Source organism: Methylorubrum sp. POS3, from assembly GCF_043352485.1.
Classification (GTDB): Bacteria; Pseudomonadota; Alphaproteobacteria; order Rhizobiales; family Beijerinckiaceae; genus Methylobacterium; species Methylobacterium suomiense.
On record NZ_JAPRBT010000001.1, the window covers coordinates 79182 to 104001 of the forward strand.

Annotated in this window: 23 protein-coding genes; 11 read left to right on the forward strand and 12 right to left on the reverse strand. The window is 67.3% G+C overall.

Going from position 1 to position 24820, the window contains the following annotated elements:
* Positions 1–32 precede the first annotated feature (32 nt).
* Positions 33–1505: an Asp-tRNA(Asn)/Glu-tRNA(Gln) amidotransferase subunit GatB gene (gene gatB, locus OWC43_RS00410; RefSeq protein ID WP_393955284.1), complete on the forward strand. Its 1473-nt coding sequence runs from the start codon at positions 33–35 to the stop codon at positions 1503–1505.
* A 194-nt stretch (positions 1506–1699) separates the two neighbouring features.
* Positions 1700–4708, forward strand: a complete 3009-nt coding sequence (locus OWC43_RS00415; RefSeq protein WP_393955285.1) for an EAL domain-containing protein — start codon at positions 1700–1702, stop codon at positions 4706–4708.
* Between the two features lie 12 nt (positions 4709–4720).
* Here the strand turns inward: OWC43_RS00415 and OWC43_RS00420 are convergent, their stop codons facing one another.
* Both OWC43_RS00420 and OWC43_RS00425 read right to left on the reverse strand, forming a co-directional pair.
* Positions 4721–6079 (reverse strand): sigma-54-dependent transcriptional regulator, encoded by a 1359-nt coding sequence (locus tag OWC43_RS00420; protein ID WP_393955286.1) that lies wholly within the window; start codon positions 6077–6079, stop codon positions 4721–4723.
* The gene (locus tag OWC43_RS00425) at positions 6076–7920 is read right to left on the reverse strand and encodes an ATP-binding protein (protein WP_393955287.1); all 1845 of its coding nucleotides are present in this window, start codon (positions 7918–7920) and stop codon (positions 6076–6078) included. Before OWC43_RS00425 ends, OWC43_RS00420 begins: the two co-directional genes overlap by 4 nt.
* Before the next feature lie 303 nt (positions 7921–8223).
* Here OWC43_RS00425 and OWC43_RS00430 point away from each other — a divergent pair, with 303 nt between their 5' ends.
* Together OWC43_RS00430 and OWC43_RS00435 are read left to right on the forward strand one after the other, a co-directional pair.
* Positions 8224–9564 carry a dicarboxylate/amino acid:cation symporter gene (locus OWC43_RS00430; protein ID WP_393955288.1) on the forward strand — a complete coding sequence of 447 codons (1341 nt, stop codon included), beginning with the start codon at positions 8224–8226 and terminating at the stop codon, positions 9562–9564.
* Between the two features lie 151 nt (positions 9565–9715).
* A complete protein-coding gene (locus OWC43_RS00435; protein WP_393955289.1) occupies positions 9716–10108 on the forward strand; it encodes a GFA family protein in 393 nt (130 codons plus the stop codon).
* 6 nt (positions 10109–10114) lie between these two features.
* Here OWC43_RS00435 and OWC43_RS00440 read toward each other — a convergent pair whose 3' ends face one another.
* The 3 genes from OWC43_RS00440 to OWC43_RS00450 form a co-directional block, all read right to left on the reverse strand.
* Positions 10115–10699, reverse strand: coding sequence for an NAD(P)H-dependent oxidoreductase (locus tag OWC43_RS00440; RefSeq protein ID WP_393955290.1), 585 nt, complete (start codon positions 10697–10699; stop codon positions 10115–10117).
* A 139-nt stretch (positions 10700–10838) separates the two neighbouring features.
* A complete protein-coding gene (locus OWC43_RS00445) occupies positions 10839–12068 on the reverse strand; it encodes a lytic murein transglycosylase (protein WP_393955291.1) in 1230 nt (409 codons plus the stop codon).
* An 80-nt stretch (positions 12069–12148) separates the two neighbouring features.
* Complete coding sequence (locus OWC43_RS00450; RefSeq protein WP_393955292.1) at positions 12149–12901, reverse strand: invasion associated locus B family protein; 753 nt, start codon at positions 12899–12901, stop codon at positions 12149–12151.
* A gap of 161 nt (positions 12902–13062) precedes the next feature.
* Between OWC43_RS00450 and OWC43_RS00455 the strand changes: the two genes are divergently transcribed.
* A complete protein-coding gene (locus OWC43_RS00455; protein WP_393955293.1) occupies positions 13063–13554 on the forward strand; it encodes a glutathione peroxidase in 492 nt (163 codons plus the stop codon).
* A gap of 36 nt (positions 13555–13590) precedes the next feature.
* Here the strand turns inward: OWC43_RS00455 and OWC43_RS00460 are convergent, their stop codons facing one another.
* Genes OWC43_RS00460 through fliL form a run of 4 tightly spaced genes read right to left on the reverse strand, consistent with a single transcriptional unit; the run spans position 13591 to position 16602 of the window.
* Positions 13591–14382 (reverse strand): MotE family protein, encoded by a 792-nt coding sequence (locus OWC43_RS00460; RefSeq protein ID WP_137827330.1) that lies wholly within the window; start codon positions 14380–14382, stop codon positions 13591–13593.
* Positions 14379–14867 (reverse strand): DUF6468 domain-containing protein, encoded by a 489-nt coding sequence (locus OWC43_RS00465; protein WP_393955294.1) that lies wholly within the window; start codon positions 14865–14867, stop codon positions 14379–14381. Before OWC43_RS00465 ends, OWC43_RS00460 begins: the two co-directional genes overlap by 4 nt.
* Positions 14868–14881: 14 nt before the next feature.
* Positions 14882–16096 carry a flagellar motor switch protein FliM gene (fliM, locus tag OWC43_RS00470; RefSeq protein ID WP_137827332.1) on the reverse strand — a complete coding sequence of 405 codons (1215 nt, stop codon included), beginning with the start codon at positions 16094–16096 and terminating at the stop codon, positions 14882–14884.
* Entirely contained in the window at positions 16093–16602 is a 510-nt protein-coding gene (gene fliL, locus OWC43_RS00475) for a flagellar basal body-associated protein FliL (RefSeq protein ID WP_393955295.1), read from the reverse strand. Before fliL ends, fliM begins: the two co-directional genes overlap by 4 nt.
* A gap of 267 nt (positions 16603–16869) precedes the next feature.
* On the opposite strand from fliL, the gene flgF reads away from it, so the two are divergent.
* Genes flgF through flgH form a run of 4 tightly spaced genes read left to right on the forward strand, consistent with a single transcriptional unit; the run spans position 16870 to position 20275 of the window.
* Complete coding sequence (flgF, locus tag OWC43_RS00480) at positions 16870–17610, forward strand: flagellar basal-body rod protein FlgF (protein WP_393955296.1); 741 nt, start codon at positions 16870–16872, stop codon at positions 17608–17610.
* 27 nt (positions 17611–17637) lie between these two features.
* Entirely contained in the window at positions 17638–18429 is a 792-nt protein-coding gene (flgG, locus tag OWC43_RS00485) for a flagellar basal-body rod protein FlgG (RefSeq protein WP_393955297.1), read from the forward strand.
* 11 nt (positions 18430–18440) lie between these two features.
* Positions 18441–19502, forward strand: a complete 1062-nt coding sequence (gene flgA / locus OWC43_RS00490; RefSeq protein WP_393955298.1) for a flagellar basal body P-ring formation chaperone FlgA — start codon at positions 18441–18443, stop codon at positions 19500–19502.
* Between the two features lie 26 nt (positions 19503–19528).
* Complete coding sequence (flgH, locus tag OWC43_RS00495; RefSeq protein WP_137827337.1) at positions 19529–20275, forward strand: flagellar basal body L-ring protein FlgH; 747 nt, start codon at positions 19529–19531, stop codon at positions 20273–20275.
* A gap of 280 nt (positions 20276–20555) precedes the next feature.
* Here the strand turns inward: flgH and OWC43_RS00500 are convergent, their stop codons facing one another.
* Both OWC43_RS00500 and OWC43_RS00505 read right to left on the reverse strand, forming a co-directional pair.
* The gene (locus OWC43_RS00500; RefSeq protein ID WP_137827338.1) at positions 20556–20870 is read right to left on the reverse strand and encodes a ribbon-helix-helix domain-containing protein; all 315 of its coding nucleotides are present in this window, start codon (positions 20868–20870) and stop codon (positions 20556–20558) included.
* Positions 20854–21525 carry a ParA family protein gene (locus OWC43_RS00505; protein WP_137827339.1) on the reverse strand — a complete coding sequence of 224 codons (672 nt, stop codon included), beginning with the start codon at positions 21523–21525 and terminating at the stop codon, positions 20854–20856. Before OWC43_RS00505 ends, OWC43_RS00500 begins: the two co-directional genes overlap by 17 nt.
* A gap of 314 nt (positions 21526–21839) precedes the next feature.
* On the opposite strand from OWC43_RS00505, the gene OWC43_RS00510 reads away from it, so the two are divergent.
* Together OWC43_RS00510 and OWC43_RS00515 are read left to right on the forward strand one after the other, a co-directional pair.
* Positions 21840–22397 carry a hypothetical protein gene (locus OWC43_RS00510; RefSeq protein WP_393955299.1) on the forward strand — a complete coding sequence of 186 codons (558 nt, stop codon included), beginning with the start codon at positions 21840–21842 and terminating at the stop codon, positions 22395–22397.
* A gap of 263 nt (positions 22398–22660) precedes the next feature.
* Complete coding sequence (locus OWC43_RS00515; RefSeq protein ID WP_393955300.1) at positions 22661–23665, forward strand: hypothetical protein; 1005 nt, start codon at positions 22661–22663, stop codon at positions 23663–23665.
* A 21-nt stretch (positions 23666–23686) separates the two neighbouring features.
* Here OWC43_RS00515 and OWC43_RS00520 read toward each other — a convergent pair whose 3' ends face one another.
* A complete protein-coding gene (locus OWC43_RS00520) occupies positions 23687–24217 on the reverse strand; it encodes a MucR family transcriptional regulator (protein ID WP_393955301.1) in 531 nt (176 codons plus the stop codon).
* Positions 24218–24820 lie beyond the last annotated feature (603 nt).

Sequence of the window (24820 nt, forward strand, 5' to 3'; positions counted from 1 at the left end):
GTCCGGCGGCCCCGAACCGAAGTCGATGGAAGATGACCGAGCGCGTCGATCCGAAGAAGCTGATCAAGGGCGGCCTGCACGACTGGGAGGTCGTGATCGGCATGGAAATTCATGCCCAGGTCACCAGCCGCTCCAAGCTGTTCTCCGGCGCCGCCACGGCGTTCGGCGCCGAGCCCAACGATCACGTCTCGCTCGTCGATGCGGCGATGCCCGGCATGCTGCCCGTCATCAACGAAGAATGCATCGCCCAGGCGGTCCGTACCGGCCTCGGGCTGAAGGCGCGGATCAACCTGCGCTCGGTGTTCGACCGGAAGAACTACTTCTACCCGGATCTGCCGCAGGGCTACCAGATCTCGCAGTACAAGGATCCGATCGTCGGCGAGGGCGAGGTGCTGGTCGATCTGCCCGATGGCGGCGCGATCACCGTCGGTATCGAGCGGCTGCATCTGGAGCAGGATGCCGGCAAGTCCCTGCACGATCAGGATCCGACCAGGAGCTTCGTTGATCTGAACCGCTCGGGCGTCGCCCTGATGGAGATCGTCTCGCGGCCCGACCTCCGCTCGTCGGAGGAGGCCAAGGCCTACGTGACCAAGCTGCGCACGATCCTGCGCTATCTCGGCACCTGCGACGGCGACATGGAAAAGGGCAATCTGCGCGCCGACGTGAACGTCTCGGTCCGCCGGCCCGGCGAGGGGCTCGGCACCCGCTGCGAGATCAAGAACGTCAATTCGATCCGTTTCATCGGCCAGGCCATCGAAACCGAGGCGCGGCGCCAGATCGCGATCCTGGAGGATGGCGGCACGATCGATCAGGAGACGCGTCTGTTCGATCCGGGCAAGGGTGAGACCCGGTCGATGCGCTCCAAGGAGGAAGCGCACGACTACCGCTACTTCCCCGATCCCGATCTCCTGCCGCTTGAATTCGATCAGGCCTATGTCGATGCGCTGGCCGAGGGCTTGCCCGAGCTGCCCGATGCCAAGAAGGCCCGTTTCGTGCGCGATTACGGGCTCTCGGCCTATGACGCGGGCGTGCTCGTGGCCGAGCGGCCCTCGGCCGACTATTTCGAGGCCGTGGCGCGGGGGCGCGACGGCAAGGCCGCGGCGAACTGGGTCATCAACGAGCTGTTCGGGCGTCTCAACAAGGAGGGGCGCAGCATCGACGAGACGCCGGTTTCCGCCGACCAGCTCGGCGGCATCGTCGATCTCATCGGCGAAGGCGTGATCTCGGGCAAGATCGCCAAGGACCTGTTCGAAATCGTCTGGTCGGAGGGGGGCGATCCGCGGCAGATCGTCGAGGCCCGCGGGATGAAGCAGGTCACCGATACCGGCGCCATCGAGGCGGCGGTAGACGAGATCATCGCCAAGAACCCGGACAAGGTCGAACAGGCCCGGGCCAAGCCGACGCTGTTGGGCTGGTTCGTCGGCCAGACCATGAAGGCCACAGGCGGCAAAGCCAATCCGGCCGCGGTCAACGCGCTGCTGAAGGCCAAGCTCGGGATCGAGTAAGGGTTCGGCCCCATTCGGGACCGGCACCCAAGTTTCGGCGCCGTAAACAGCACAAAAGTTCCGTTTTGACGCCCCTTGCAACGGGATTCTTAACACCCGGCTGGAAGTGTCCGCTTCGTTTTGGGTCTCTCGAATGGCTGTCGGCCTCGATCGGCGGCGGCGGGAGACCTGAGCCATGATGGGTGGACCCACCGGTGCAGAGCTTCGATCACGACGCCGCCCATCCGCCTTGCCGGGCCATTCTGGACACCGGATTGGAGGAGCATCTCGACGCTCTCTGCCGCACGGCGTCCGAGTTGCTCGGGATGCCGATCGCCCTGCTCCCGCTGATTGACGAGGATCGTTTCTGGTTCCGGGCACGCTGCGGTGTCGAGGATGACGGGACCGATCGCGAAGGGGCCTTCTGCAGCCACACCATCCGCCGCGCCCGCGGACAGGCGCTGGTGGTGCCCGACCTGACCGAGGATGCACGCTTCGCTCACTCGCCCCTCGTCGTCGGGCCGCCGCAGGCCCGCTTCTACGCGGGAGTCGCCATCGGCTCGATCACAGGGCAGACCATCGGTACGTTCTGCGTCATCGATCGGGTGCCGCGCCCGGACTTCTCATCGGCGCAGGTGCGGAGACTCCAGGAACTGGCGCTCCTCGCCGAGGCCCATCTCCAACTCTACGAGCGCCGAAGCATCGCCGAAGCCGAGACGCGGGAGCGCGCGGCGGCGGAAGCGCGGCTCGTGGAGCGGGAGGCGATGCTGCGCGTCACCCAGGCCGCCCATGCCATGGCTGAGCGGACCGCCTGTTTCGGCCATTGGCGGATCGATGTCGAAGCCCGCACCATCGGCTGGTCGTCCGGCATCGCCCGCATCTTCGGGCGCAACGAGTCGCTCCCGGTGCTGCCGCTCGACACGCATCTCTCCTTCTATCATCCGGAGGACCAAGCACGGGTCGGCCACGCGATTGCGGAAGCGCTGGCGGGGCGGGGCAACGCCGATGCGGGCGGTTACGAGCACCGCTCCCGGGTGATCCGGCCCGACGGGGAGGAGCGCGTGGTCGCCGTTCATGGAATCGCCCAGCGGGATGATTCGGGCGGGCTCGTCGCGCTGTACGGCGTCTGCCTCGACGTCACCGATCTCGCCCGATCCGAGCGGCAGCAGCGCGAGGCCGGCGAATTGCTGCGCGCGACCCTGGAGGCGATGGATCAGGGATTGATGGCCGTCGGGCCGGACGGGCGTATCCGTGTCCATAATCAGCGCGCCCACGATCTGCTCGGCCTGTCGGATTCCGTGCTGCACGAGGGGGCTGTCTACAACCAGATCCTGGCGCATCAGGCTTCGTCCGGCGAGTTCCTGAATGCACCGCCGGAGGTGCGTGGCTGGCTCGAGGGAAAGCGACCACGTCCGTCCTCTAGTCAGTACGAGCGCACGCGCCCCAACGGCACCGTTCTGGAGGTTCGCATCCGGCCGATGGAATCCGGCGGTTCCGTCTGCACCTATACCGACTTGACCGAGCGTCGGCAGGGCGAGGCGGCGCTACGTGCTGCGGAGGCCGATTATCAATCGCTGTTCCATAACGCGGTGATCGGCGTCTACAGGGCCCGCCTTGACGGCGTGATCGTTCAGGCCAATCGCGCGCTCGTGCGCCTGCACGGCTACGGCGACGGGTGCGGCCTGCTCGCGCCGGAGACGGCCTTCCGTCACGACTGGTACGTCGATCCCCATCGAAACGCTGCGTTTCTGGAGTGTTTGCGACGCGACGGGCGGGTCGAGGATTTCGTCTCGGAGGTGCGTCGCCACGCGGGCGGGGAGACGATTTGGGTCTCGGAGACGGCGTGGTTGGTACCGGGTGCCGAAGGCATGCCCGATGGGTACGAGGGCACGGTCGCCGACGCCACCGAGCGCAAGCGTGCCGAGGCGCTGGTCGAACACATGGCCCGCCACGACACACTGACCGGCCTTCCGAACCGCCGCCTGTTCCAAGAGGTGCTCGGTCGGGAGATCTCCACTGTCCGCAGACGGGGGGGACGTGTGGCGATCCTGTGCTGCGATCTCGACCGGTTCAAGGCGGTCAACGATACCTTCGGCCATCCCGCCGGTGACGCGCTGCTGCGCATCGTCGCCGAGCGCCTGCGAGCCTGCCTGCGCGAGGGCGACATGGTGGCACGGCTCGGCGGCGACGAGTTCGCGATCATCCTGGCCGATCACGATGAGACCCGCCGCGTCGCCGCGGAAGCCCGGCGCATCATCCAGTCCCTCGGGCGTCCGGTCGATCTCGACGGCCTGTCGACGGCCATCGGCGTCAGCATCGGGATCGCGGTCGCTCCGGGTGACGGCGACAGCCCCGAGACCTTGTTCAAGAACGCCGACATTGCCCTCTACCGGGCAAAGGATTCGGGCCGGAACGCCTTCCGCTTCTACGAGCGGGGAATGGATGCGGCGGTGGCGACCCGCAATCTTCTCGAACTCGATCTGCGCGACGCGCTCAGGTCGGGCGGCTTCGCCCTGCATTATCAGCCGATCTTCGCCCTGAACGACGGTGGCTTGCGCGGATTCGAGGCGTTGCTGCGGTGGAATCATCCGGTGCGCGGGGCAGTGCCCCCGGGCGAGTTCATCCCCGTCGCGGAAGAATCGGGCTTGATCGCCCCGCTCGGCGCCTGGGCTCTGAACGAGGCCTGTCGCGAGGCGGCGTCATGGCCCGGTGAATTGCGGGTCGCGGTCAATGTCTCGGCGGTTCAATTCCGCAAACAGGGGCTCGAACAGGCGGTGATCCGGGCGCTCGCCACCTCCGGACTCCCCGCACGGCGGTTGGAACTGGAGATCACCGAGAGCGTGCTGATGCAGGATTCCGACGCGGTGATCGGATGCCTGCACCGTCTGCGCGCGCTCGGCGTACGGATCGCCCTGGACGATTTCGGCACCGGCTACTCGTCGCTGAGCTATCTGTGCCGCTTCCCCTTCGACAAGATCAAGGTCGATCGCTCCTTCGTCCGCGACCTCGACAGTCCGGTGGCCGCCGCGATCGTGCGCGCCATCGTCGGCATCGGCGAGCGTCTCGGCTCGACCATCACCGCGGAAGGGGTCGAGACCGAGGAACAGCTGAGCCGGTTGCACAGCAAGGGCTGCACCGAGGTGCAGGGCTTTCTTCTCTCGCGGCCGATGGCGGCGGAAGACGCCCGGGCCTTCATGCAGGAGCGGACGAGTGCTGCGGCGTGAGCGGTGTGACTTCTATCGGAATTCCGTCGGCGCGAGGCCGTAGCGGGCGATCTTGTCGTAGAGGGTCTTGCGCGGCACCCCCAGCGACTCGGCCGCGACCCGCACGTCGCCACCGGCCATGATCAACTCCTCACGGATCAGGCCGCGCTCGAACCGCTCGACTTGTTCGGACAGGGTGAGCGCCGCCGCAGGCGCCGGGGCGTCCGGCACGGGCTGACCGGCGAGCCCCAATGCGCAGCGCTCGGCGAAATGATCGAGTTCGCGCACGTTGCCCGGCCACGAATGACGGGTGAGGTGATCGCGCATCGCGCTCGTCACGGGGGGCGTATCGCGCCCGAACCGGGCGGCGGCGCGGGACAGGAAATGCCCGAACAACAGGAGGATATCCTCGCGACGCTCCCGCAGCGGGGGGATCGCCACCGTGATCACGTTGAGCCGGTGATAGAGATCGTCGCGGAACGTGCCGGCGGCGGCCTCCTGGCCGAGATCGACCTTCGTCGCCGAGACGACGCGCATGTCCACCGGGCGGCGCTCGTTCGTGCCGAGCGGCTCGACCACGCGCTCTTGAAGCACCCGCAGCAGCTTCACCTGCAGCGCCATCGGCATGCTCTCGATCTCGTCGAGGAAGAGCGTCCCGCCCTGCGCATGCTCGATGCGTCCGACCCGGCGCTTCAGGGCCCCGGTGAAGGCGCCGGCCTCGTGGCCGAACAACTCGCTCTCGACCACGCTGTCGGGCAGCGCGCCGCAATTCATCGCGACGAAGTTCTTGTTCGCCCGCCGGCTCCAACGATGGAGCGCGCTCGCCACCACCTCCTTGCCCGAACCGGTCTCGCCGAGAATGAGCACGTCGACATCGGCGGCCGCCACGTCGCGCACGAGGCGGCGCAGGCGCACGATCTCGGGAGAAATGCCGAGAAAGGCCGGATCCTCCTCGATCGCCGCGTCGAGACGGGCATGGAGGCGACGATTTTCGAGGACGAGGCGGCGGTGATCGAGGGCGCGACGCACCGATCCCATTAGGCTTTCAGCCGGATAGGGTTTGGCCAGGAAGTCGTAGGCGCCTTCGCGCATCGCCGCGACCGCCATGGAGATATCGCCGTGGCCCGTGATGAGGATGACCGGGAGATCCGGATCCTCCGCCCGCACGCGGTCGAACAGGGCTCGCCCGTCCATCCCCGGCAACCGCACGTCGGTGACGACGACGCCCGGCGGCTCCGCCCGGATCGCCGATAGCGCCGCCTCCGCCGTATCGAAGGTCTCGACCGTGAAGCCGTCGAGTTCCAGGCTCTGCCGGTTGGCACGGCGCACGTCCTCCTCGTCGTCGACGAAGACGATGCGCTCGGCGGCGTCGAAAACGGCATCCCGGCTCATAAGGTCTCCTGCACGGTCTCCCGCACGGGTTCGCTGGCAGACATCAGCTCCATCCTGAATACGGTGCCGTTCTCGCCTGAAATCACAGAAAGGGTGCCGCCGCATTCCTCGACGATACCGCGCGAAATGGCGAGGCCGAGCCCGAGACCGTCGGCCTTCGTGGTGAAGAAGGCATCGAAGACCTGGGCCCGTACCGGCTCCGGAATACCGGGACCATTGTCCGATACCGAGAGGACGATCCGCCCCTCCCCGACCTCGACCATGAGAGCGACCTGCGGATCGGGCCGTCCGGCGACGGCGTCGAGGGCGTTCTGTACGAGGTTGATGACGACCTGCTCCAGGCGCGGCCCATCGCCGAGAACGACGAGATCGGGGGCGAGCGTCGGTCGATCGAGCCGGATCCCGGCTTCCTGTGCCCGCGCGCCGACCACCTCCACAGTACCGCGGATCACTCCGGCGAGGCTCACCGGCTCGCGGCGGCCCGAAGCGCGCCGCGCGAAGCCCTTGAGTTGACGCGTCAGCCCACCGATCCGCTCGGTCAGCCGCCCGATGGCCGAGACATTCTCGGCCGCGTCCTCGATGCGTCCGCGCCGCACCAAGATGGCGGTGTTGTCGGCATAGGATCGGATCGCCGCGAGCGGTTGGTTGATCTCGTGGGCCATGCTGGCGGCGAATTGCCCGAGGGCAGCCAAGCGGCCGGCTTGGGCCAGTTCGCGGCCCAGGCGCTCGCGTTCGGCCTCGGACCGGCGACGCTCTTCCATCTCGGCCACGAGCTGACGGTTGGCATCGCTGAGCGCTTGAGTCCGCTCGGCCACGCGCCGCTCCAATTCCTCGCGCCGCGCAGCCGCCTCGGTGAAACGGGTCCGAATTCGCCGTTGCCGGGCGAGCCAAGTCGCGAGGCTGCCCCAGGCGAGACCGGTGGCGAGGAGCGCGATCAGACGCCCCTGCACCCGCTCGCGCTCCACGGCCGCCGCGATCGGCGTCAAGGTGTGGAGTCGCCAGGATGTACCGGGTACGACGGCGTCGAGCGTCAGCGCGAGCCATGCCGGACGCGCCCCGTTTCCGACCCTCACCAAGTTGCTCGCCTCGTCGGTCGGGAAGATCGGCAAGGGCGAGAGCGGCGCATCGCCGAATTCGAGCGCAACGGCGATGCGGGCCCGCTCAGCCGCATCGATGCCGCGCAGCGCCGTGAAGCGCCATGACGGCTCGCTCGCCACCAGAACGATGCCGCGCGCATCCGTCACGAAGACGCCCTCGCGGGCGGCCCTCCACGCCGCCTCGACAGCATCGAACTCGATCTTGACGACGACGACGCCGACCGAGTCCGGCAATCGCCGTGACAGGTAGTAGCCGGGGCGCCCGCTCACCGTGCCCAGGGCGAATTGCGAACCGGACCCGGTTTTCATCGCCTGCTGGAAATAGGGGCGGAAGGTATAGTCGTTGCCGACGAAGCTGCGCGCATCGTTCGCATTGCTCGCCAGGACCGTCAGACCGTCCGCGCGGGTGACGTAGATCACCGCCGCCCCGGTCGCCCGCGCGATCTCGCCGAGACGAATATTCACGCTCTCCACGAGCCCCGGCTCCGGTGCCGAACCGACGGCGCGAACGATCTCCGGATCCGTGGCGAGGGCGAGGGGAAGTGCGCTCTGTCGCTGCATCTCGGCGGAGAGCGCTGCGACCTGAAGACCGAGGGTGGATTGTGCCGTCCGGCGCAGATCGGTCAGGGCCAAGCGCTCGGCCACGCGACCGCCGAGCCAGACCGCGAGCGCCATGACGACGAGGCCCAGGATCACGAAGACCCCGGTGCGGTGGCGCACCTCAAGGCCGGGCGGCTCGCTCATCGCGTGAGGACCCGTGCGAAATCTCGGAACGCTTTCCCGGCGCCTGTGCGGAAAGCCGCAATGGAGCGGCTAACGAGGTAGAGAGAAAGTATAAAAAGCGTAATCATATCAACATGTAAGTAAAAAGTCCCTTGCCCCTTCGGACTGGCACGACGGTTGCCATTCATATCGTGAAACGCAGCCATGCCGAACCCGCAGAGCTGTGCGCCGGAAGGCCAAAAGCAAGAGTGGACGCCGCCAGATCCCTTAACGGGAGGGCGACCGATCCGACGGAACCGACCACGTTTCGCAGGGAGAAGCCCCATGGCAGCCGTACCGCCGCTGACCGCGCCCCACGCGCCGTCGGCCCCCAAGCCGATCTACCGCACCCTCTATTTCCAAGTCCTCGTCGCCGTCGCCATCGGCATTACGCTCGGCCACTTCTATCCGAAGCTCGGCGCCGACATGAAGCCGCTCGGTGACGCCTTCATCAAGCTGGTCAAGATGATCATCGCGCCGGTGATCTTCCTCACCGTCGTCTCCGGCATTGCCGGCATGACCAACCTGGAAAAGGTCGGTCGCGTGGGCGGAAAGGCGCTGGCCTACTTCCTGACGTTCTCGACGCTGGCCCTGATCGTCGGCCTGATCGTCGCCAACGTGCTCCAGCCCGGACACGGCCTGCACATCGATCCGAACTCCCTCGATCCCAAGGCGGTGGCGACCTACGCCGGCAAGGCGAAGGAGCAGAACATCGCCGACTTCCTCATGAACATCATCCCGACGACCGCCGTCGGCGCCTTTGCGGGCGGGGAGATCCTCCAGGTTCTGTTCTTCTCGGTGCTGTTCGGTTTCGGCCTCGCCTTCCTGGGTGACCGCGGCAAGCCGGTCCTCGACATCATCAAGGTGCTGTCGGAAGCCGTCTTCGGCGTCGTCAACATCATCATGAAGGTCGCCCCGATCGGCGCCTTCGGCGCGATGGCCTTCACCATCGGCAAGTACGGGATCTCCTCGCTTGCCAATCTCGCCTACCTCGTCGGCGCCTTCTACCTGACTTCGGCGATCTTCGTGCTCGGCGTTCTCGGCGCGGTCGCCCGCTACAACGGCTTCTCGATCATCAAGCTCATCCGCTACATCAAGGAAGAGCTGCTGCTCGTGCTCGGCACGTCGTCCTCCGAGTCGGCCCTGCCCTCTCTCATCGAGAAGATGGAGAAGGCCGGTTGCTCGCGTCCGGTCGTCGGCCTGGTGGTCCCCACCGGCTACTCGTTCAACCTCGACGGCACCAACATCTACATGACGATGGCGGCGCTCTTCATCGCCCAGGCCACCGACACGCCGATCACCTTCGGCGAGCAGGTGCTGCTGCTTCTCGTCGCCATGCTCTCGTCGAAGGGCGCTGCGGGGGTCACCGGCTCGGGCTTCATCACGCTCGCCGCGACGCTCGCCGTCGTTCCCTCCGTGCCCGTCGTCGGCATGGCGCTGATCCTGGGCATCGACCGGTTCATGTCGGAGTGCCGCGCCCTGACCAACTTTATCGGCAACGCGGTGGCCTGCATCGTCGTCGCCCGCTGGGAGGGTGAGGTCGACGAGGCCAAGCTGCACGCCGCTCTGGCCGGCAAGACGGTCGAGGCGACCCCGGTCGCCCCGGCTCTCCAGCCCGCCGAGTAAGAGCGGACACGCGCTCCGGACGGGTATCGTCCCACGCCTTACGCCCCGTCCGTGAGGGAGCCGCGGTGACCGAAGGGTTGCCGCGGCTTTCTGCTTTCTCGAACCGCGTCCGGCCGCTAACTCTATGCACCGATCGTGCGGGGAAAGATCGATGCTGACTGGACGCTGCCATTGCGGAGCGATCCGCTACACGATGCGGGGCGAGCCGGTTCACAACGCGTTGTGCCACTGCTCCGATTGCCGCCGGCATGCGGGCGCGCCGATCGTCGGATGGGCAATGGTGCCGGCCGATCAGGTCTCGATCGAGGGCGAGCCAAGCATCTATCACTCGTCCGAGCATGGCCGGCGCCACTTCTGCGGGCGCTGCGGCACCGGATTGTTCTACGTCAACGAACAGATGCTGCCGGGGATGATCGACGTGCAGACCGGCACCCTCGACACGCCGGACGCGCTTCCGCCGCAGGCGCAGATACAGGTGGCCGAGCGCATCGCCTGGATGGAGGACGCGCACACGCTCCCACGCTTCGAGCGGTATCCGGGCTGAGACCGATCAGATCCGCGCGAGCTTTCGGTGGACGAGGGCGAGGAAGCGATCCCGTGCGGTTTGCGTCGCGCCATCCATGCCGTTCAGGGCGATCCAGTCGAGCCGGCAACGGGGCGCGCAGAGCACGCAGATGCCTCGCCGGACCAAGCGCCAATCCGGCCAGCCCACAAGCCACAGCTGCCATCGCGGCGAGCCGTAGGTCGTCACCACGGCGATCCGCCGGATATTCGTGAGGCGCGGCTCGAGCACGCGGACGCCGCCGAGCGCGAAGGCGACGCCCGGCCGCCAGACCCGGTCGAACCAGCCCTTCAGCATCGCCGGCATGCCGAACCACCATGTCGGATAGACGAGGACCAGCATCTCGGCCCGCCGCAGGGCCGCGACATGTGCGGCGATGTCGGGCGGGAGCGCCGCATCGTCGTAATAGGCACCCCGCTCCACCGCGCTCAGCCGCGGATCGAATTGCTCGGCATAGAGATCGATGGTCTCGACCCCGTGACCGGCGGCCTCGAGCGCGGAGAGCGCCGTGTCGCGCAGGGCCGCGGAATAACTGTCGCCGCGGGGGTGGCAATGCACCAGCAGGACGCGCATCAGCGATGTCCTCCGCAGTCCATCAATCGCGCCGAAGGCCTTTGGTGGCTTCGATGGGCGCCGCAAGAGACATCCACGAACGCATCGCCGCGGCCCGGCGGCTGCCCGATCTCCCTGTGCCGCGTCATCGAAAGCTGTTTCACGGCGCCGACGCGGCAGTCCTCACCGCCTCCAGCAGGCCAGCCTCGGCGTAGCCGTCCGGCACCAATCCCTTCGTCGCCTGGAAGGCGCGGATCGCAGCGCGGGTCTTCGGACCGATCTTGCCATCGGCGCCCCCGGTCGGATGGCCGAGGGTTTCCAAGCGCGCCTGAAGATCGGTCCGCTCCTCGTTCGTCAACATTCGGTCGCCCCGGGGCCAGTCGCGGGTAAAGGCCGGAGCGCCGGCGAGCCGGTCGGACAGATGGGCGACGGTCAGCGCGTAGGCGAGCGCCGTGTTGTAGCGAAGGATCACCTTGAAGTTCGGCTCCAGAAGGAAGGCCGGGCCCCGTGCTCCCGCGGGCACCACGAGGGTGGCGCGCCGCTCCGCGCTTTCTGGAAACGGTCTGTCGCCCGTGGGCTTCAGTCCCAGCGCCGCCCAGTCCGCAAAGCTTCGCTCGGTGGTCTCGTCGGCGAACCGATAATCGAAACCGTCGGGAAGTCCGACCTCCTGCCCCCAACTCTCGCCCGAGCGCCAGCCGGAGTTCTTCACAAAATTCGCGGTCGAGGCGAGGGCGTCGGGCACCGAGCGCCAGATATCCCGTCGGCCGTCACCGTCGAAATCGACGGCGTGTTTGAGATAGGCACTGGGCATGAATTGGGTGTGACCCATCGCGCCTGCCCAAGAGCCGGTCATGCGGTCACGATCGGCGTCGCCCTGTCCGAGGATCGTCAGGGCGCCGACGAGTTCATCGCGCCAGAAGGCAGCCCGGGTCTGATCCTGACACGCGAGGGTCGCGAGCGCCGGGATGACCGGGCGGACGATCTTGGGATCGTCGAGGACGCTGCCATAGCCCGATTCGACACCCCAGAACGCCACGAGGACATGCCGGTCGACGCCGTAGGCGGCCTCGATCCGCCCGAGGATGTCGGCCCATTCGGCGAGTTTGGCGCGGCCGGTCGCGATCTTCTCCGGCGTCACGGAGGCGTCGATATAGTCCCAGACCGGCTTGACGAACTCCGCCTGAGTCCGGGTCGCCGGCAGCACGGCCGGATCGGGGACAACATCCGCCAGAGCGTCCCGCGCCGTCGTCGCCGGCACACCGCGCGCCTCGGCGAGGCCGGCCAAGCCGTTCAGGCATCCGGCGAAATCGGTTTGCGTCGCTTCGGCTCGGATTTCGCCGCCCGTGGCGGCGAGCAGGACGAGCGGAAGCAGCAGGCGCAGGGGCAGCATCGAGATTCCATTGCCGAGAAGCGAGGCGGGCGGAGCCTAGCACCGCCCGCCGCAAATCCGATGCGGCCCCCGACGCGCCCTCAGCTTCCGAAGGCGGCGGAGCGGGCGTAGGCCGCGGCAAAGCCCGAAAGCGGCACGGTGATGACCGTCGGCTCCTCGGTATCCGGCTTCTTCGCTGTCACGGTGAGGTTCTGTGCGGTCTTCATCGCGTCGGTGGCCAGCGTCGGCAGGCTGATCGGCACGAGGCACCCGTCGGCGACGCAGTAGGAATAGGGCGCGCCCTTTCCGAGGGCCCGGTCGTCCAGCTTGAACGTCACGCCGGGTTCGATCTGCAGGCCGAATGGCATCAGGATCAGCCCCTCCGTCCGGCCATCCTTCGGCACGCGCAGCTCCACGCTGAACAGGCGTTTGCCCGTGCGGCGGTCGCCCTGCGATTGGATGATGACGCAATCGGTGCGATTGTCCTCGCGGGTGCAGTTCATGGTCCAGTCGCCGTAGCTCTCGCTCACGGAGCGGGCGCCGGCGGGCCATTGCGCGGGGCCGGATGCGGCGGCCGCCGGCTCGAGGACCGTCCCGGCAGCCGCCGCAGGCTCCTTGGTGTCCTTCGCTTCCTCGGCGGGTTTGGGCTTCGCCGCGGCGGGCGGCGGGCGGCGCGGCTTGGGTTTCGGCTTCGGAGCCTCGTCGGCTGCTGCCTCGGGGGCCGCATCCTGCCCACCGTCCTGGGCGTAGGCGAGCGGCGCCAGCCCGCTCCAGGAGCCGGCCGCGAGCCCGGCGAGGAGAAGCAGCACCCGCGACGAAGCGAGCGGCAAGGTCCTGCGGGAAAGTGGCGGCATCACGGGACTCCTGTGCGTTGTCCCGGGCCGCCTAGCCCTGCCGAGCGGTGGATGCAATCTCCCCGGCTGAATTACCGCTAAGCCTGGAATCATTCCATAAATTCCGGCACATAGGTCGCGGACGGGCTCGGGAACTTTAGGTAAGTGGAGACGACGACCCCATGAGCGATATCCTCGCGCACGCGCCGCTGGACGCGCGCGGACGGCCCCATCCGTTGTCGCAATATCGCGGCAAGGTTCTGCTCGTGGTCAACACCGCTTCGAAATGCGGCTTCACTTCGCAGTACCAGGGGCTGGAGACCTTGTGGCGGCGGCACCGGAGCCGAGGTCTCGTCGTCCTCGGCCTGCCCTGCAACCAATTCGGTGCCCAGGAGCCGGGCGATGCCGACGAAATCGAGCGCTTCTGCTCGCTCACCTACGATGTGACCTTCCCCGTTCTTGGCAAGATCGACGTCAATGGGCCGGGCGCCGCTCCGCTCTACGCGGACCTCAAGGAGGCCAAGCCAGGCTTGCTCGGCACACAGAAAATCAAGTGGAACTTCACCAAATTCCTGATCGGGCGGGACGGGCGAGTGATCGAGCGATTCGCCCCGGCCACCAAACCGGTGGCGATGGAAGCGGCCATCGAACGGGCGCTGAACGAAACCTCGTGAGACCGGAGCGGCGTTCTCCTTCGTCGGACGATTGCGCTAGCGAACCGCCTTCGACCCCGGATCGATCGCCGGCAATTCCCCCGGCGGCAGGATCGGTGCGGCGGAGGCGGATTGCGGCGCATCGAGACCGCGGGCGCGGTTGGCGAGCGCCACCGTCAGGCGCTCCGCCGGCTCCGAACCCATCAGGGCCAGGACCTCGGCCATCTTGCGCGGGTTCATCGCCAGGACGATCGGCACCAGGGTCTCGAGGCTCAACCGGTCGAACACCCGCGCGGCGTCCTTCGGCTTCATCGTCTCGTACATCGTCACGATCGTCTTGAGGCCGGCCTTCTCCGCGTCGCCCTTCTTCGCGCTGCCGGCCTCGACCTTCTCCTCGGCCTCCTTGAGATCGGAGACGCCGGTCTCAAGCTTCCGCTCCGCGTCCTTGAGCATCTGCTCCCGCAGATCGAGGGCGTCCTGGCGCTGCTTCAGCGCATCCCGGCGGGCGGAGAGCTTCTCCAGCAGCGCCCGCTCGGTCGGCGAGACCGGCTCGGGCACCTGCGGTTGATAGACCGGCGGGGGGGCGGGCTCGGCCTTCTTCTCCGGCGTCGAGACGGAGCCGGTGGTGGTCGGGTCGGCGGGCTCGTAATTGCTGCGCGCATGGGCCAGCACACGGGCGAAGTCGGGCAGCGGCGTCCCGACCGGGCGCGGGTCGCTGCCGAGCAGAGTCGTCAGCTTCAGGACCAGGAGACCGATCGCGGCCAGGATCACGGCATCGATCAGGCGCAGCCGGAAGGGGCGCGCCGGCAGGCTCGCGAGCTTGGCGAGGCGGCGCGCGGGAAGGGTCATGCGGCCTTGGCCCTCAGGCGGTCGAGGGCGCGCTCGGAGAGGGCTTGGGCGGCGGCGAGGGCCGCGCCGACCCGCTCGCCATTGCCGCCCGCAGTCTCGGTAGAAACAGAACGCGGCGCCGCAGTCGTGGGCGCGGGCGTCACCGGAACGGCCGGCGGGCGAGCCTGCCCGACGATGGCGGCGATCCGGGCGATCACGCTCTCTCCCGCCGCGACATGGGCGGCGAGGTCGGTGGAGTAGCGCTCGGCGGTCCCGAGGCGTTCGGCGAGGGTGCGGTCGCACTCGTCGAGGGTGGCGCGCAGGCCGGCGATGGCCCGCTCGGCGGTGGCGCTGGCGACCACGAGGTCGCCGATGGTGGTGCGCAGCGCCGCCTCATCGGCCTTGAGCTTGCTGATGCGCTGCGACAGCCGCACCGAGGAGGCGATGGTGGCCACCAGCAGGACGGCGACGAGGATGTCGGCGGCGAAGGAGACGAAGAAGGTCATGGGAGGCCGCCGTCCTAGCCGTCGTTGCGATTCTGCATCGAGGCCTCGTAGGCCTGGAGGGTCGTGCGGGATTGGCGGAGCGGCCGGGCGATCTGCACCGCGATGGCGTCGTCGATCCGGCCGATCCGGCCCTGCGTCAGGGCCCAGTCGCCGCAGCGAACGGTGATGAGGTCGGAGGGTTTGCGGTCGAACATCAGGGTATCGCCGACCTTGAGGTTGAGCACGCGCTTCAACGGCAGCGTCACCTCGTGCAGCACCGCCTCCATCTCGAGATCCGCCTGCCAGATCTCGGTGGCGAGATGGCTCTCCCAGACCTGGTCGCGCCCGAGCCGTTCACCCATGAAGCTCTGCATGAGCAGTTCACGGATCGGTTCGATCGTCGCGTAGGGAAACAGGATCTGCATCCCGCCGCCCCGGCCGTCCATGTCGAGCTTGAGGCTGATCAGGATGGCGGCATTGCCCGGCCGCGTGATCGTTGCGAAGCGCGGGTTGGTCTCGATGCGATCGATGCCGAAGCGCACCGGCGAGAGCGGCTGGAACGACAGTTCGAGGTCGGTCAGGATAATCTCGACGAGGCGGCGCACGAGGCTCATCTCGATCGTCGTGAACGGGCGCCCGTCGAGCCGGCTCGACGAGACGCCGCGCTTGCCGCCCAGAAGCAGGTCCATGGTCGAGTAGGCGAGCGTCTGCTCGACGGTGACGAGGCCGGAGCCCTCCCAGAGATCGGCCTTGAACACGCCCAGCAGCGTCGGCAGCGGGATCGCGTTGAGGTAATCGCCGAACCGGACCGAGGTGATGTTGTCGAGGGTGACCTCGACGTTGTCTTGGAAGAAGTTGCGCAGGGAGGTTGAGAGCAACCGGATCATCCGGTCGAAGACGATCTCCAGCATCGGCAGGCGTTCGTACTGAACGACGCCCGAATCGACGATGGCGCGCACGCCCCCCGCACCCGAGGCGGAGAGTTCGCGCAGGGAGAAGCCGAGAACGCCGTCGATCTCGTCCTGATTCAGGATGCGATCGTTGCCGGCGAGTTCGGGGAGATTCTCCGTCTCCCCGTCCTCGATCATCGTCGCCCATTCGGCAGCGACGTCGCCCGCGCTCTTGGTCGTGCCCTGCTCGGCGAGCGCCGCGCCCCATTCCTCGGCAAGCGTCGCGTCGCCGCCCTCGGCGCCCTGCTCGGCGAAGGCTGCTGCCCAATCGTCGTCGAGTTCGTCCTCGGGGCCGATCATTGGACGATCACATCCTTGAACAGCACGGCCTCAACCTTCGCCGGATGAATCGCGATGTTGACGCGGCGCAGCAATTCTTCGCGCAGACGATAGAGCCCGGCGGAGCCCGAGAGATCGCTGGCGCGGATCTCGCGCAGGTAAGTCTGGAACGCGTCCTCGACCCGCGGCATCAGCGGCTTCACTTCGGACTCGACCTTGGAGTCCTTCAGTTCCAGCGCGATGCGCAGCTTGAGGGTGCTGTTCTTGGTCTGGCCGGGATCCGCGCTGAGATTGACGATCATGTCGCGCACATCGACGAAGACGGCCGGCATCTTCACGTCGACATGCGCGCCGTGCTCGGCTTCCGCCGCGGCTGCCTTCTTCTTCATGAAGACGTAGCCACCGCCCCCACCACCGAGCAGGAGCACGGCCGCGACGATGACGATGAGCTTCTTCTTGGACTTCGGGGCTTCCGCCTCGCCCCCCTCGCCTGCCGTCTCGGGCGCCTTCTTGGGCTTCTTCGCCATGTGCTGCTCGTGATGGAGAGGAGTGGCACGGAAAGGTCCGCGCGCCGGACGCGCAGCCCCGCTTCCGTTCTCGACCGGCGTGGTTAACGTCCGCTTAAGCAGGGCAGAATTTGCCGGGTCGGACTTGCCGCGAGGCTTCGGCGGTCCCAGCGCCGGAAGATGGATTCTTTGAGTAAATCCATGTTTTCATTAAGGTAAATGAAGCTTCCAGGTCTGGCACGGACCCTGCGGAGGGAGGGCATCCGCCGCCGTCATTCGAGGCCAGCCATGCAGAACGCGCTCTTCGTTGGGGTCTCCGCCCAGACCGCGCTCGCCCGCGAGCTCGACGTCATCGCCAACAACATGGCGAACGTCTCGACCACGGGCTTCAAGGGCCGCTCGGCACGCTTCCAGGAATACCTGATGCCGGTGGCCTCCGCCGACAGCTTCCAGCGGCAGGACCGGCGGGTCTCCTACGTGATCGACCAGGGCACGCCGCTCGACCTGTCCCAGGGGCCGGTCGAGCCCGACGGCAACGCGCTGCATGTGGCGGTTCGCGGCGACGCCTTCCTGACGGTGCAGACGCCGCAGGGTCCGCGCTTCACCCGCAACGGGGCTTTTGAGCTCAACCCTCAGGGCAATCTCGTCACCTCCGACGGTTACGCCGTGCAGGGTGATGGCGGCGCGATCACCATCGGCCAGCAGGAGACCGGTCTGAGCATCGCCCCCGACGGGACGATCTCCACCAATCTCGGCGTGCGCGGCCGCATCCGCCTCGTGACCTTCGCAGATCCGCAGGCCCTCCAGAACGAGGGCGGCAACCTGTTCTCCGCCCAGGCCGCCCCGCAGCCCGCCGGGCCGGAGAGCCGTCTGGAGCCGGGCGCTCTTGAGCGCTCCAACGTCAAGCCGGTCATCGAGATGACCCGCCTGATGGACGTGAACCGCACCTATTCCATGGTGTCGAGCATCGTCTCGCGCCTCGACGATCTGCGCGGCACGGCGATCCGCCGCCTCGCTGACGTCGCCTGATCGCGCCCCGCATAAGGATCGGCCCCGATGCGCGCCCTCTACGCTGCCGCCACCGGCATGGCGGCCCAGGAACTCAATGTTCAGGTCATCTCGAACAACATCGCGAACCTGCGCACCACCGGCTACAAACGCCAGCAAGCGCATTTTCAGGATCTGCTCTACCAGAACCTGCGCCGCTCCGGCTCCTCGACCTCGGATCAGAATACGGTTCTGCCCGCCGGCCTCGCCCTCGGCTCCGGCGTGAAGACCGTCTCGACCGCCCGCGTCATGTCGCAGGGCACCCTGACCATGACCGAGAAGGATTACGACGTCGCGATTCGCGGCGAGGGCTATTTCCGGGTGCGGATGCCCGACGGGCGCACCGCCTATACCCGCGACGGCTCGTTCGACCTCGACGCCCAGGGGCAGATGGTGACCCGCGACGGTTATCTGCTCGATCCCGGCATCACCGTGCCGAATACGGCCACATCGGTGACGATCGGCGCCACCGGCGCGGTCCAGGCGACGATCCCCGGTCAGACCGCGCCCCAGACCCTCGGTCAGTTCCAGATGGCCCGCTTCGTCAACAAGGTCGGTCTCGAATCGATCGGCGACAACCTGTTCATCGAGACCGCGGCTTCGGGTCCCGCCGTGACCGGCCTGCCGGGCTCGGAGGGCTTCGGCAACCTCCAGCAGAGCTATCTCGAAGAGGCCAACGTCAACGCGGTCACCGAGATCTCGTCGCTGATCGCGGCCCAGCGCGCATACGAGATGAACTCGAAGGTCGTGACCGCCGCCGACCAGATGCTCTCCACCACCTCGCAGATGTTCCGCGGTTGAGGATCATCGTGATGCACGCCCTCCGTCCGATCCGCCGCCCGACCCGCCTCGCCGTGATGCCGCCGTCCCGCGGTGCCTTCGGCCGAACCGCCCTCGCGCTCGCGCTCTTCGCGATGCTCGCCGTTTTCGCCGCGCCGCTGATGGCCGCCGATGCGACGCTGCGATTGCGCGGCGACGTCACGGCGCGCGGCGACACCCTCAGCCTCGGCGATCTCGTCGAGGGCGCGCCCGCCGATCTTGCCGACCGGGCGCTGTTCCGCGCCCCCGGCCTCGGTGCCGTCGGTACGATCCAGGCACGCCGCATCGTCGAGGCGGCTTCGTCCCTCGGGATCACCGGCATCGAGACCGGCGGCCGGGTGCAGGTGAGCGTGCAGCGCGCCGCCCGTCGGGTGGGCGCACCGGAGATCGAGGCGGCCCTCAAGCGCTCGCTGGACAGCGCCTACGGCCTCGATCCCAAGGCGCTGTCGGTCCGCCTCGACGGCGAGGCACCGTCCCTGCTGGCGCCCGTGGACCTCGACGGCCCGGCTGCGGCGGTCGATGTGACCTACGATCCGCGCACCCGCCGGGTCGCCGGGCTCATCGTGCTGGGCGAGCGCCAAGCCTCGCTCCGGGTCGCGGGCGTCGCTGTCGAGATCCGGGAAGTCGCGGTACTGACCCGGAATCTCGCCCGTGGGGAAGCGGTCGCCGCCGCCGACCTCGCCGTCGAGCGCCGCCCCCGCGAAACGGTGCCGACGGATGCCGTCGCGGCCGGTGCGCTCGCCGTCGGTCAAGTCGCGCAGCGCCCGGTCGGCGCCGGGCAGGTGCTGCGCTCGGGCGACGTGGCGCCCCCGGAACTCGTCGGCCGCGGCGATGCCGTCACCATCGTGTTCGAGACGACCGGCGTGTCCCTGGCCATGCGCGGCACCGCCAACGAGAGCGGGCGGCTGGGCGCCAGCGTCTCCGTGACGAACGGCGCCTCGAAGAAGGTTCTGCAGGCCGTGGTGATCGGCCCCGGCCGCGTTTCGGTCAGCCCTCCGGCGGCACAGCCCGTCCTCCAGGCCAGCGCGCTTCCCGCGCGGCCCGGCGTCAATTGATCCTCGTTCCGAAGGCATCCCCTCCGATGACCGCGCGCCTCCCCCGTCTCGCCCTGGCTCTCTGCGCCGCCGCGCCGTTGGCCGCTTGCAACACCGTCGACCGCCTGTCGCAGGTCGGCGCGACGCCCTCCCTCTCGGCGATCGAGGATCCGACCAGCCAGCCGGGCTACAAGCCGGTCCGCATGGCGATGCCGGATATCCAGCCGGTGAGCTACGCGCCGAACTCCCTGTGGCGCACCGGCTCGCGGGCGTTCTTCAAGGATCAGCGCGCCGCTCGCATCGGCGATCTCCTCACCGTGAAGGTCAACGTCACCGATCGGGCCAATCTCAACAACGAGACCAAGCGCTCGCGCTCGAACGCCGAGGGGCTCGGTCTGCCCAACGCCTTCGGGTTGGAGAGCAGCGCCGCCGTGGCGGCGGCGGGCATCACCCCTGGCAAGCTCATCACCGGTACTTCGACCACGTCGAGCGATGGCGCGGGCTCGGTCCAGCGGGCCGAGACGGTGACGACCAACATCGCGGCGGTGGTCAATCAGGTTCTGCCCAACGGCAATCTCGTGGTCGAGGGGAAGCAGGAGATCCGCATCAATTTCGAAGTGCGCGAACTGATCGTCGCCGGTGTGGTCCGCCCGGAGGACATCGAATCCGACAACACCATCGATTCGTCGAAAATCGCCCAGGCCCGCATCGCCTATGGCGGCCGCGGACAGATCACCGACGTGCAGCAGCCGCGCTACGGTCAGCAGCTCGTGGATATCCTGCTGCCGTTCTGATCGCTCCGAGCGGAAACCCACGCGCATCGATCTTCGCAGACCGACGGCGCAGCGACATCCCGAGCGATGAAACGCCAGACTACGCCAGCCCGCCCGCACCGTTGGTTGCAGTGCGGGCCGCGATTTCGAGGATCGACAACGATCCGATTGAAGGCCGCCCCTTGAAGCTCCGATCAAGGGCGGCACGACGGAAGGCCCCGAAAGGGCATACCGGTGGCGGCATGCTCTTTCGAAGCTTCTCGGTTCTAAGGGCGGCTGGAAGGCACAGCCCGGTCGCGCGTCAGCGCGGGCGCTCTCCCAGAATCTGCTCGATGGAGCGGGCGCCGCGCTGCTTGAATAGCAGATCGAGCGCTTCCAACATCAGCCCGTGCATCTTGGCGCGTTCGGCAAAGGCGAGGTCGCGCAGCTGGTCGTAGACCGGCGGTTCGAGATAGACCGACATCTGCTTGGCGCGCTGCTTGAGCGTTCCTGTCCCGGCCGCCGGGGGCGGTGCCGCCCTGTCGAGGCTGACGATCTCGGCGCCCGGCGACCGGGTGGGCTTCGGGGTCGCCTCCGCGACGATCGAGGCGAGGCTGAGCTTAGGCGGCCTGGACATGACCATCCGCGATCCTGTTCCGGCCAGTCAGCGGACGCGCCGCCTGCATCCGCCGCTCGATCCAGCTCCAGAGCCGGCGCACCTCGCCCGCGGCCTGACCCTTGGGGTTGAATTCGGTCACGCCCTGACCGACGCCGATGGCGTCCTGATGGTCGGTGCGGGCGACGATGTTGACGTCCGGCAGGATGCCGAGCACCGCGAGCCCGTCGGCGGCGTCGCGGATGCGGTAGGAGCGCGGCGGAGTCTGGTTCAGCACGAAGGCGAACTTCTTTTCCAACCGATACACCGCCGCGAGCGTCGGCTTGAAGGCGCGCAGATCCGCGGGGGTCGGCCGGCAGGGAATGATGCAGAGATCCGCCGCGCGAATCGCCGACAGCGTGCCGGACGAATCGACGCCGGGCGTGTCGATGAAGACGTAGTCGTAGGCCGACTCGGCCAGACGCGCCATCACGGCGTCGATCTGCGTGGCATCGATCTGGGCGACCTCCGGTCCCTCCGCGGTGCGATGATCGAGCCAGTCGGAAATCGTCGCCTGCCGATCCATCTCCAGAATGCAGACGCTGTGGCCCGCCTCCTGGGCGGCGACCGCCAGAGAGATGCAGAGCGTGCTCTTGCCGCTGCCGCCCTTTTGCGTGACGAACGTGATCGCTTTCATCGTGCAGCCCCTCTCGGGGGCCCCGGACCGAACCGTCGCGTCCTGTGATGCCGGGATGCCCTGATCCGTGATCTCACCCCAACATGGTTAATCGGGCGTTAAAGCCGTGCCGTCACGGGACTGCCGAAAAATCATACCTCAGGTTGATACAACTGATTGGACGAATTAAACGCTTTACGCGAGTATCCAATCGAAGCTAAGGCTTCCGCACGGCGGCTCTGACTGCCAAAATTAATCTCAGGTAATTTAAGCGGACGTCCGGGACGGCCGCCCCGGACGGGGCGAACCCACGTTCGAACCGTTTCGGTGACGACATGACGGCCTTCCACCCTGATCTTTCGACCGCCTTTGCTGCCTCATCCTGCATCGGGGCCTGGGCTCATGACCCGCAGAGTGATCGCTTCGCGTTGTCGCCCGCCCTCGCCCGACTGCTCATGCTGTCGGAAGATGCGGCGGTCGATGTTCCGCTGGCTCAGGCGCTCACGCGTATCGACCCGGAGGATGCAGCGCGTTTGGAGAGCATGCTTCGGGCGGCGGACGCGGATGGCTACCCGTTCGAGACGGAGTTTCGCACGCGAGACGCGGGTTCACGGTGGATTCGATTGATGGGACGTTTCGCTCGCGATCCCGCATCCGGCGCGGCCATGTCACAGGGGCTCGCATTCGACCTGACGGAAGGCTTGATCAGTGGCCCCGTCGAGTGGCTCGCCCAGCGTCGCGCCAACCGCCTTGCCGACCACGTCATCGCGATGAAGGGTCTGGTGGTCGGCCTGCGCAATCCGCCCCTGGCGCAGCTCATCGATGTCGTCGCCGTCGAGATCGGCCGCGAAGTCGCTCGACACCTTCGCGGCGACTCTCCCCCGGTTCATTGAGCGGTGCCCGAATGGTCGTGCCGTTCCGGGCGCGTAAGGGGCGATTGGTACCGACGATTTTCGCCTGCATGTCCCATCGCGGGTCGGCGTTGAAGCAGTGGCCCGTGATTTTGCGCCATATGGCGTCTTGCGCTTCGGCCAAACGAGGTGCCGAGACCGATCCCCTCGTTGACGGTGCCGGTTCCCATCCGGCATGAGCACTGCGAGTGAAAGTTCGGACTGCACATAGATCTGCGGCGACGGGGAGCATCGGGTTCGACGGGATGAGCACGGCCGAACCGGGTGTGGCCGCCCTCGCCACGGAGGGCCTCGAACGGGCCGACAACGCGTCGGCGGTCGGACTCGTCGCCGTGATCCTGGCGGCAACCGACGGCGAGCCGCGCGCCCTGACCGTACAGATTTCCGGGCAGGCGCCCGGACGCAGCAGCGCCCTACCGGCCGGTCCCTTGGTCCCCGAGCACGCGACCCTGGAACGGGGATTGCGGGCCTGGGTGGAGCAGCAGACGCATCAGCGTCTCGGCTATGTCGAGCAACTCTACACGTTCGGCGACCGAGATCGGGACGGCGGCGGTCGCGGCGTCCATCTGCTCTCGGTGGCCTATCTCGCCCTCGTGCGCGAGTTGCGCCCGGCCGGCCTCGCCGAGGCGGCGTGGCGCAACTGGTATCGCTACCTGCCGTGGGAGGATTTCCGCGAGGGCCGTCCCGAGGCGTTGGCCGCCATTGAGCCGCGACTGATGGAATGGGTCGCTCAGGGTCCGGACGCCAAACTGCGCCGCTTGCGAGAGGACCGCGTCAGCCTGAATTTCGGTCTCGGCGGGGCATGGAACGAGGAGCGGGTGCTCGAGCGCTACGAGCTATTGTTCGAGGCCGGTCTCATTCCGGAGGCACGCGGGCAATCCGGTGCGGCCGTGCCCGACGACGCGGCGGCGACGGGCCTGCCGATGGCCTTCGACCACCGCCGCGTGCTCGCGACCGCGATCGGCCGCCTGCGCGGCAAGATCAAGTACCGTCCGGTGGTGTTCGAATTGATGCCGCCGGCCTTCACGCTGCTTCAGCTCCAGCGCACCGTCGAGGCACTCTCCGGCACGCGGCTGCACAAGCAGAACTTCCGCCGTCTTGTCGCGCAGCAGGGATTGGTCGAGGAAACCGAGGACATTACGAGCGGCACGGCGGGACGACCGGCCCGCCTCGTGCGCTTCCGCCGTGAAGTCCTCCTGGAGCGACCGGCGCCGGGCGTACGGCTCACGCCCTCGCGCCGGCCGGGTTGAGAGCGGCCGGCGCGAGAAGTCTCACGCGTCTTTCTTGCGGCGAGCGCGGGGCTTCTTCGCCGGTGCGGCCTCCGCTTCAGCCTCGACCTCAGGCTCGGCCGGAGGCGGCGGCTCTGCGGCGGCTTCAGCCTCGGGACGGCGGCGCTGCTGGCCGAGGCCCAGGGCCCGCGCGAGCTCGGAACGCTGCTCGGAATAGCTCGTCGAGGTCATCGGGTAATCGCTCGGCAGACCCCATTTCGCGCGGTAGGCCTCAGGGCTGAGGCCCCGGAGCGTCAGGTGGCGACGGAGCGTCTTGTAAGGCTTGCCGTCCTCGAACGAGATCAGGAAGTCCTGACTGATCGACTTGCGGATCTCCTGCGGCGTCGCCTTCGGCGGACCGCTATCGCTCGGCTTGGCGCTGACCGTTACGGAGCGGATCGCCTCATGCACATCACCGATGAGGCGTGGCAGTTCGGCACTCTGGACATGATTGTTGCTGACATAAGCCGAGACCACATCCGCCGCGAGGGTGATGAGGCGTGCGGTTTCTGCGTCCTGTTCGGTGGTGTCCATGGCGCCGTCTTCTGAGTCTGGAGGATTACTTGCATCACGGTAAGCTCAGGGCTTTACCGGAGCAAGTCTGTTTGTCGATCTTTATTCGATCATGCATCGATCAAAATCGAAACGAGTGGGCACATCTGACATGCCCTGCCTTCCCATGAAAACGCCAAAGGGTGTATTTCGGCGACATCTGGAATGCATCCATCATAGGATTTTGAACCGAAACGAATATTTCATATGTTAAGAAAAGTTGCTGTGACGGTCGAAAAACCTGTTGGTATCAGTATGTTGGAATTCTCTCCGACATTTCCCCTGGGCGATCCCGAAGGCACAGGCCAGTGCTCCCCTCCGCACCGGCGCGGCACCATGCCCCTACCCCGGAAGCATGCGACGCCCTGCCGCACTGCTGCGTATTTTCTGTGGATGGATCGCAATGCCGAGGTTGGGGCAGCGAGTAGCACAGACTAGATTGTGCCCAACTTAGATTTGAGTTTGCGATGAAGTATCGCCTGGCGCTCAGTCATCCAGGCTCGTTGTGTGAACTCGCCCATAAATTGTCTAAATATTCGACTGGACGAGCATGAGTTGAATGATCAGCGCTTTATAGACGAAAGA

What these genes read in the sequence shown, in the direction of transcription:
- gatB (WP_393955284.1), top strand. Translation starts at nt 33, where the DNA reads ATGACCGAGCGCGTCGATCCGAAGAAGCTGATCAAGGGCGGCCTGCAC.
- OWC43_RS00420 (WP_393955286.1), bottom strand. Translation starts at nt 6,079, where the DNA reads ATGAGCCGGGATGCCGTTTTCGACGCCGCCGAGCGCATCGTCTTCGTC.
- OWC43_RS00425 (WP_393955287.1), bottom strand. Translation starts at nt 7,920, where the DNA reads ATGAGCGAGCCGCCCGGCCTTGAGGTGCGCCACCGCACCGGGGTCTTC.
- OWC43_RS00430 (WP_393955288.1), top strand. Translation starts at nt 8,224, where the DNA reads ATGGCAGCCGTACCGCCGCTGACCGCGCCCCACGCGCCGTCGGCCCCC.
- OWC43_RS00435 (WP_393955289.1), top strand. Translation starts at nt 9,716, where the DNA reads ATGCTGACTGGACGCTGCCATTGCGGAGCGATCCGCTACACGATGCGG.
- OWC43_RS00440 (WP_393955290.1), bottom strand. Translation starts at nt 10,699, where the DNA reads ATGCGCGTCCTGCTGGTGCATTGCCACCCCCGCGGCGACAGTTATTCC.
- OWC43_RS00445 (WP_393955291.1), bottom strand. Translation starts at nt 12,068, where the DNA reads ATGCTGCCCCTGCGCCTGCTGCTTCCGCTCGTCCTGCTCGCCGCCACG.
- OWC43_RS00450 (WP_393955292.1), bottom strand. Translation starts at nt 12,901, where the DNA reads ATGCCGCCACTTTCCCGCAGGACCTTGCCGCTCGCTTCGTCGCGGGTG.
- OWC43_RS00455 (WP_393955293.1), top strand. Translation starts at nt 13,063, where the DNA reads ATGAGCGATATCCTCGCGCACGCGCCGCTGGACGCGCGCGGACGGCCC.
- OWC43_RS00460 (WP_137827330.1), bottom strand. Translation starts at nt 14,382, where the DNA reads ATGACCCTTCCCGCGCGCCGCCTCGCCAAGCTCGCGAGCCTGCCGGCG.
- OWC43_RS00465 (WP_393955294.1), bottom strand. Translation starts at nt 14,867, where the DNA reads ATGACCTTCTTCGTCTCCTTCGCCGCCGACATCCTCGTCGCCGTCCTG.
- fliM (WP_137827332.1), bottom strand. Translation starts at nt 16,096, where the DNA reads ATGATCGGCCCCGAGGACGAACTCGACGACGATTGGGCAGCAGCCTTC.
- fliL (WP_393955295.1), bottom strand. Translation starts at nt 16,602, where the DNA reads ATGGCGAAGAAGCCCAAGAAGGCGCCCGAGACGGCAGGCGAGGGGGGC.
- flgF (WP_393955296.1), top strand. Translation starts at nt 16,870, where the DNA reads ATGCAGAACGCGCTCTTCGTTGGGGTCTCCGCCCAGACCGCGCTCGCC.
- flgG (WP_393955297.1), top strand. Translation starts at nt 17,638, where the DNA reads ATGCGCGCCCTCTACGCTGCCGCCACCGGCATGGCGGCCCAGGAACTC.
- flgA (WP_393955298.1), top strand. Translation starts at nt 18,441, where the DNA reads ATGCACGCCCTCCGTCCGATCCGCCGCCCGACCCGCCTCGCCGTGATG.
- flgH (WP_137827337.1), top strand. Translation starts at nt 19,529, where the DNA reads ATGACCGCGCGCCTCCCCCGTCTCGCCCTGGCTCTCTGCGCCGCCGCG.
- OWC43_RS00500 (WP_137827338.1), bottom strand. Translation starts at nt 20,870, where the DNA reads ATGTCCAGGCCGCCTAAGCTCAGCCTCGCCTCGATCGTCGCGGAGGCG.
- OWC43_RS00505 (WP_137827339.1), bottom strand. Translation starts at nt 21,525, where the DNA reads ATGAAAGCGATCACGTTCGTCACGCAAAAGGGCGGCAGCGGCAAGAGC.
- OWC43_RS00510 (WP_393955299.1), top strand. Translation starts at nt 21,840, where the DNA reads ATGACGGCCTTCCACCCTGATCTTTCGACCGCCTTTGCTGCCTCATCC.
- OWC43_RS00515 (WP_393955300.1), top strand. Translation starts at nt 22,661, where the DNA reads ATGAGCACGGCCGAACCGGGTGTGGCCGCCCTCGCCACGGAGGGCCTC.
- OWC43_RS00520 (WP_393955301.1), bottom strand. Translation starts at nt 24,217, where the DNA reads ATGGACACCACCGAACAGGACGCAGAAACCGCACGCCTCATCACCCTC.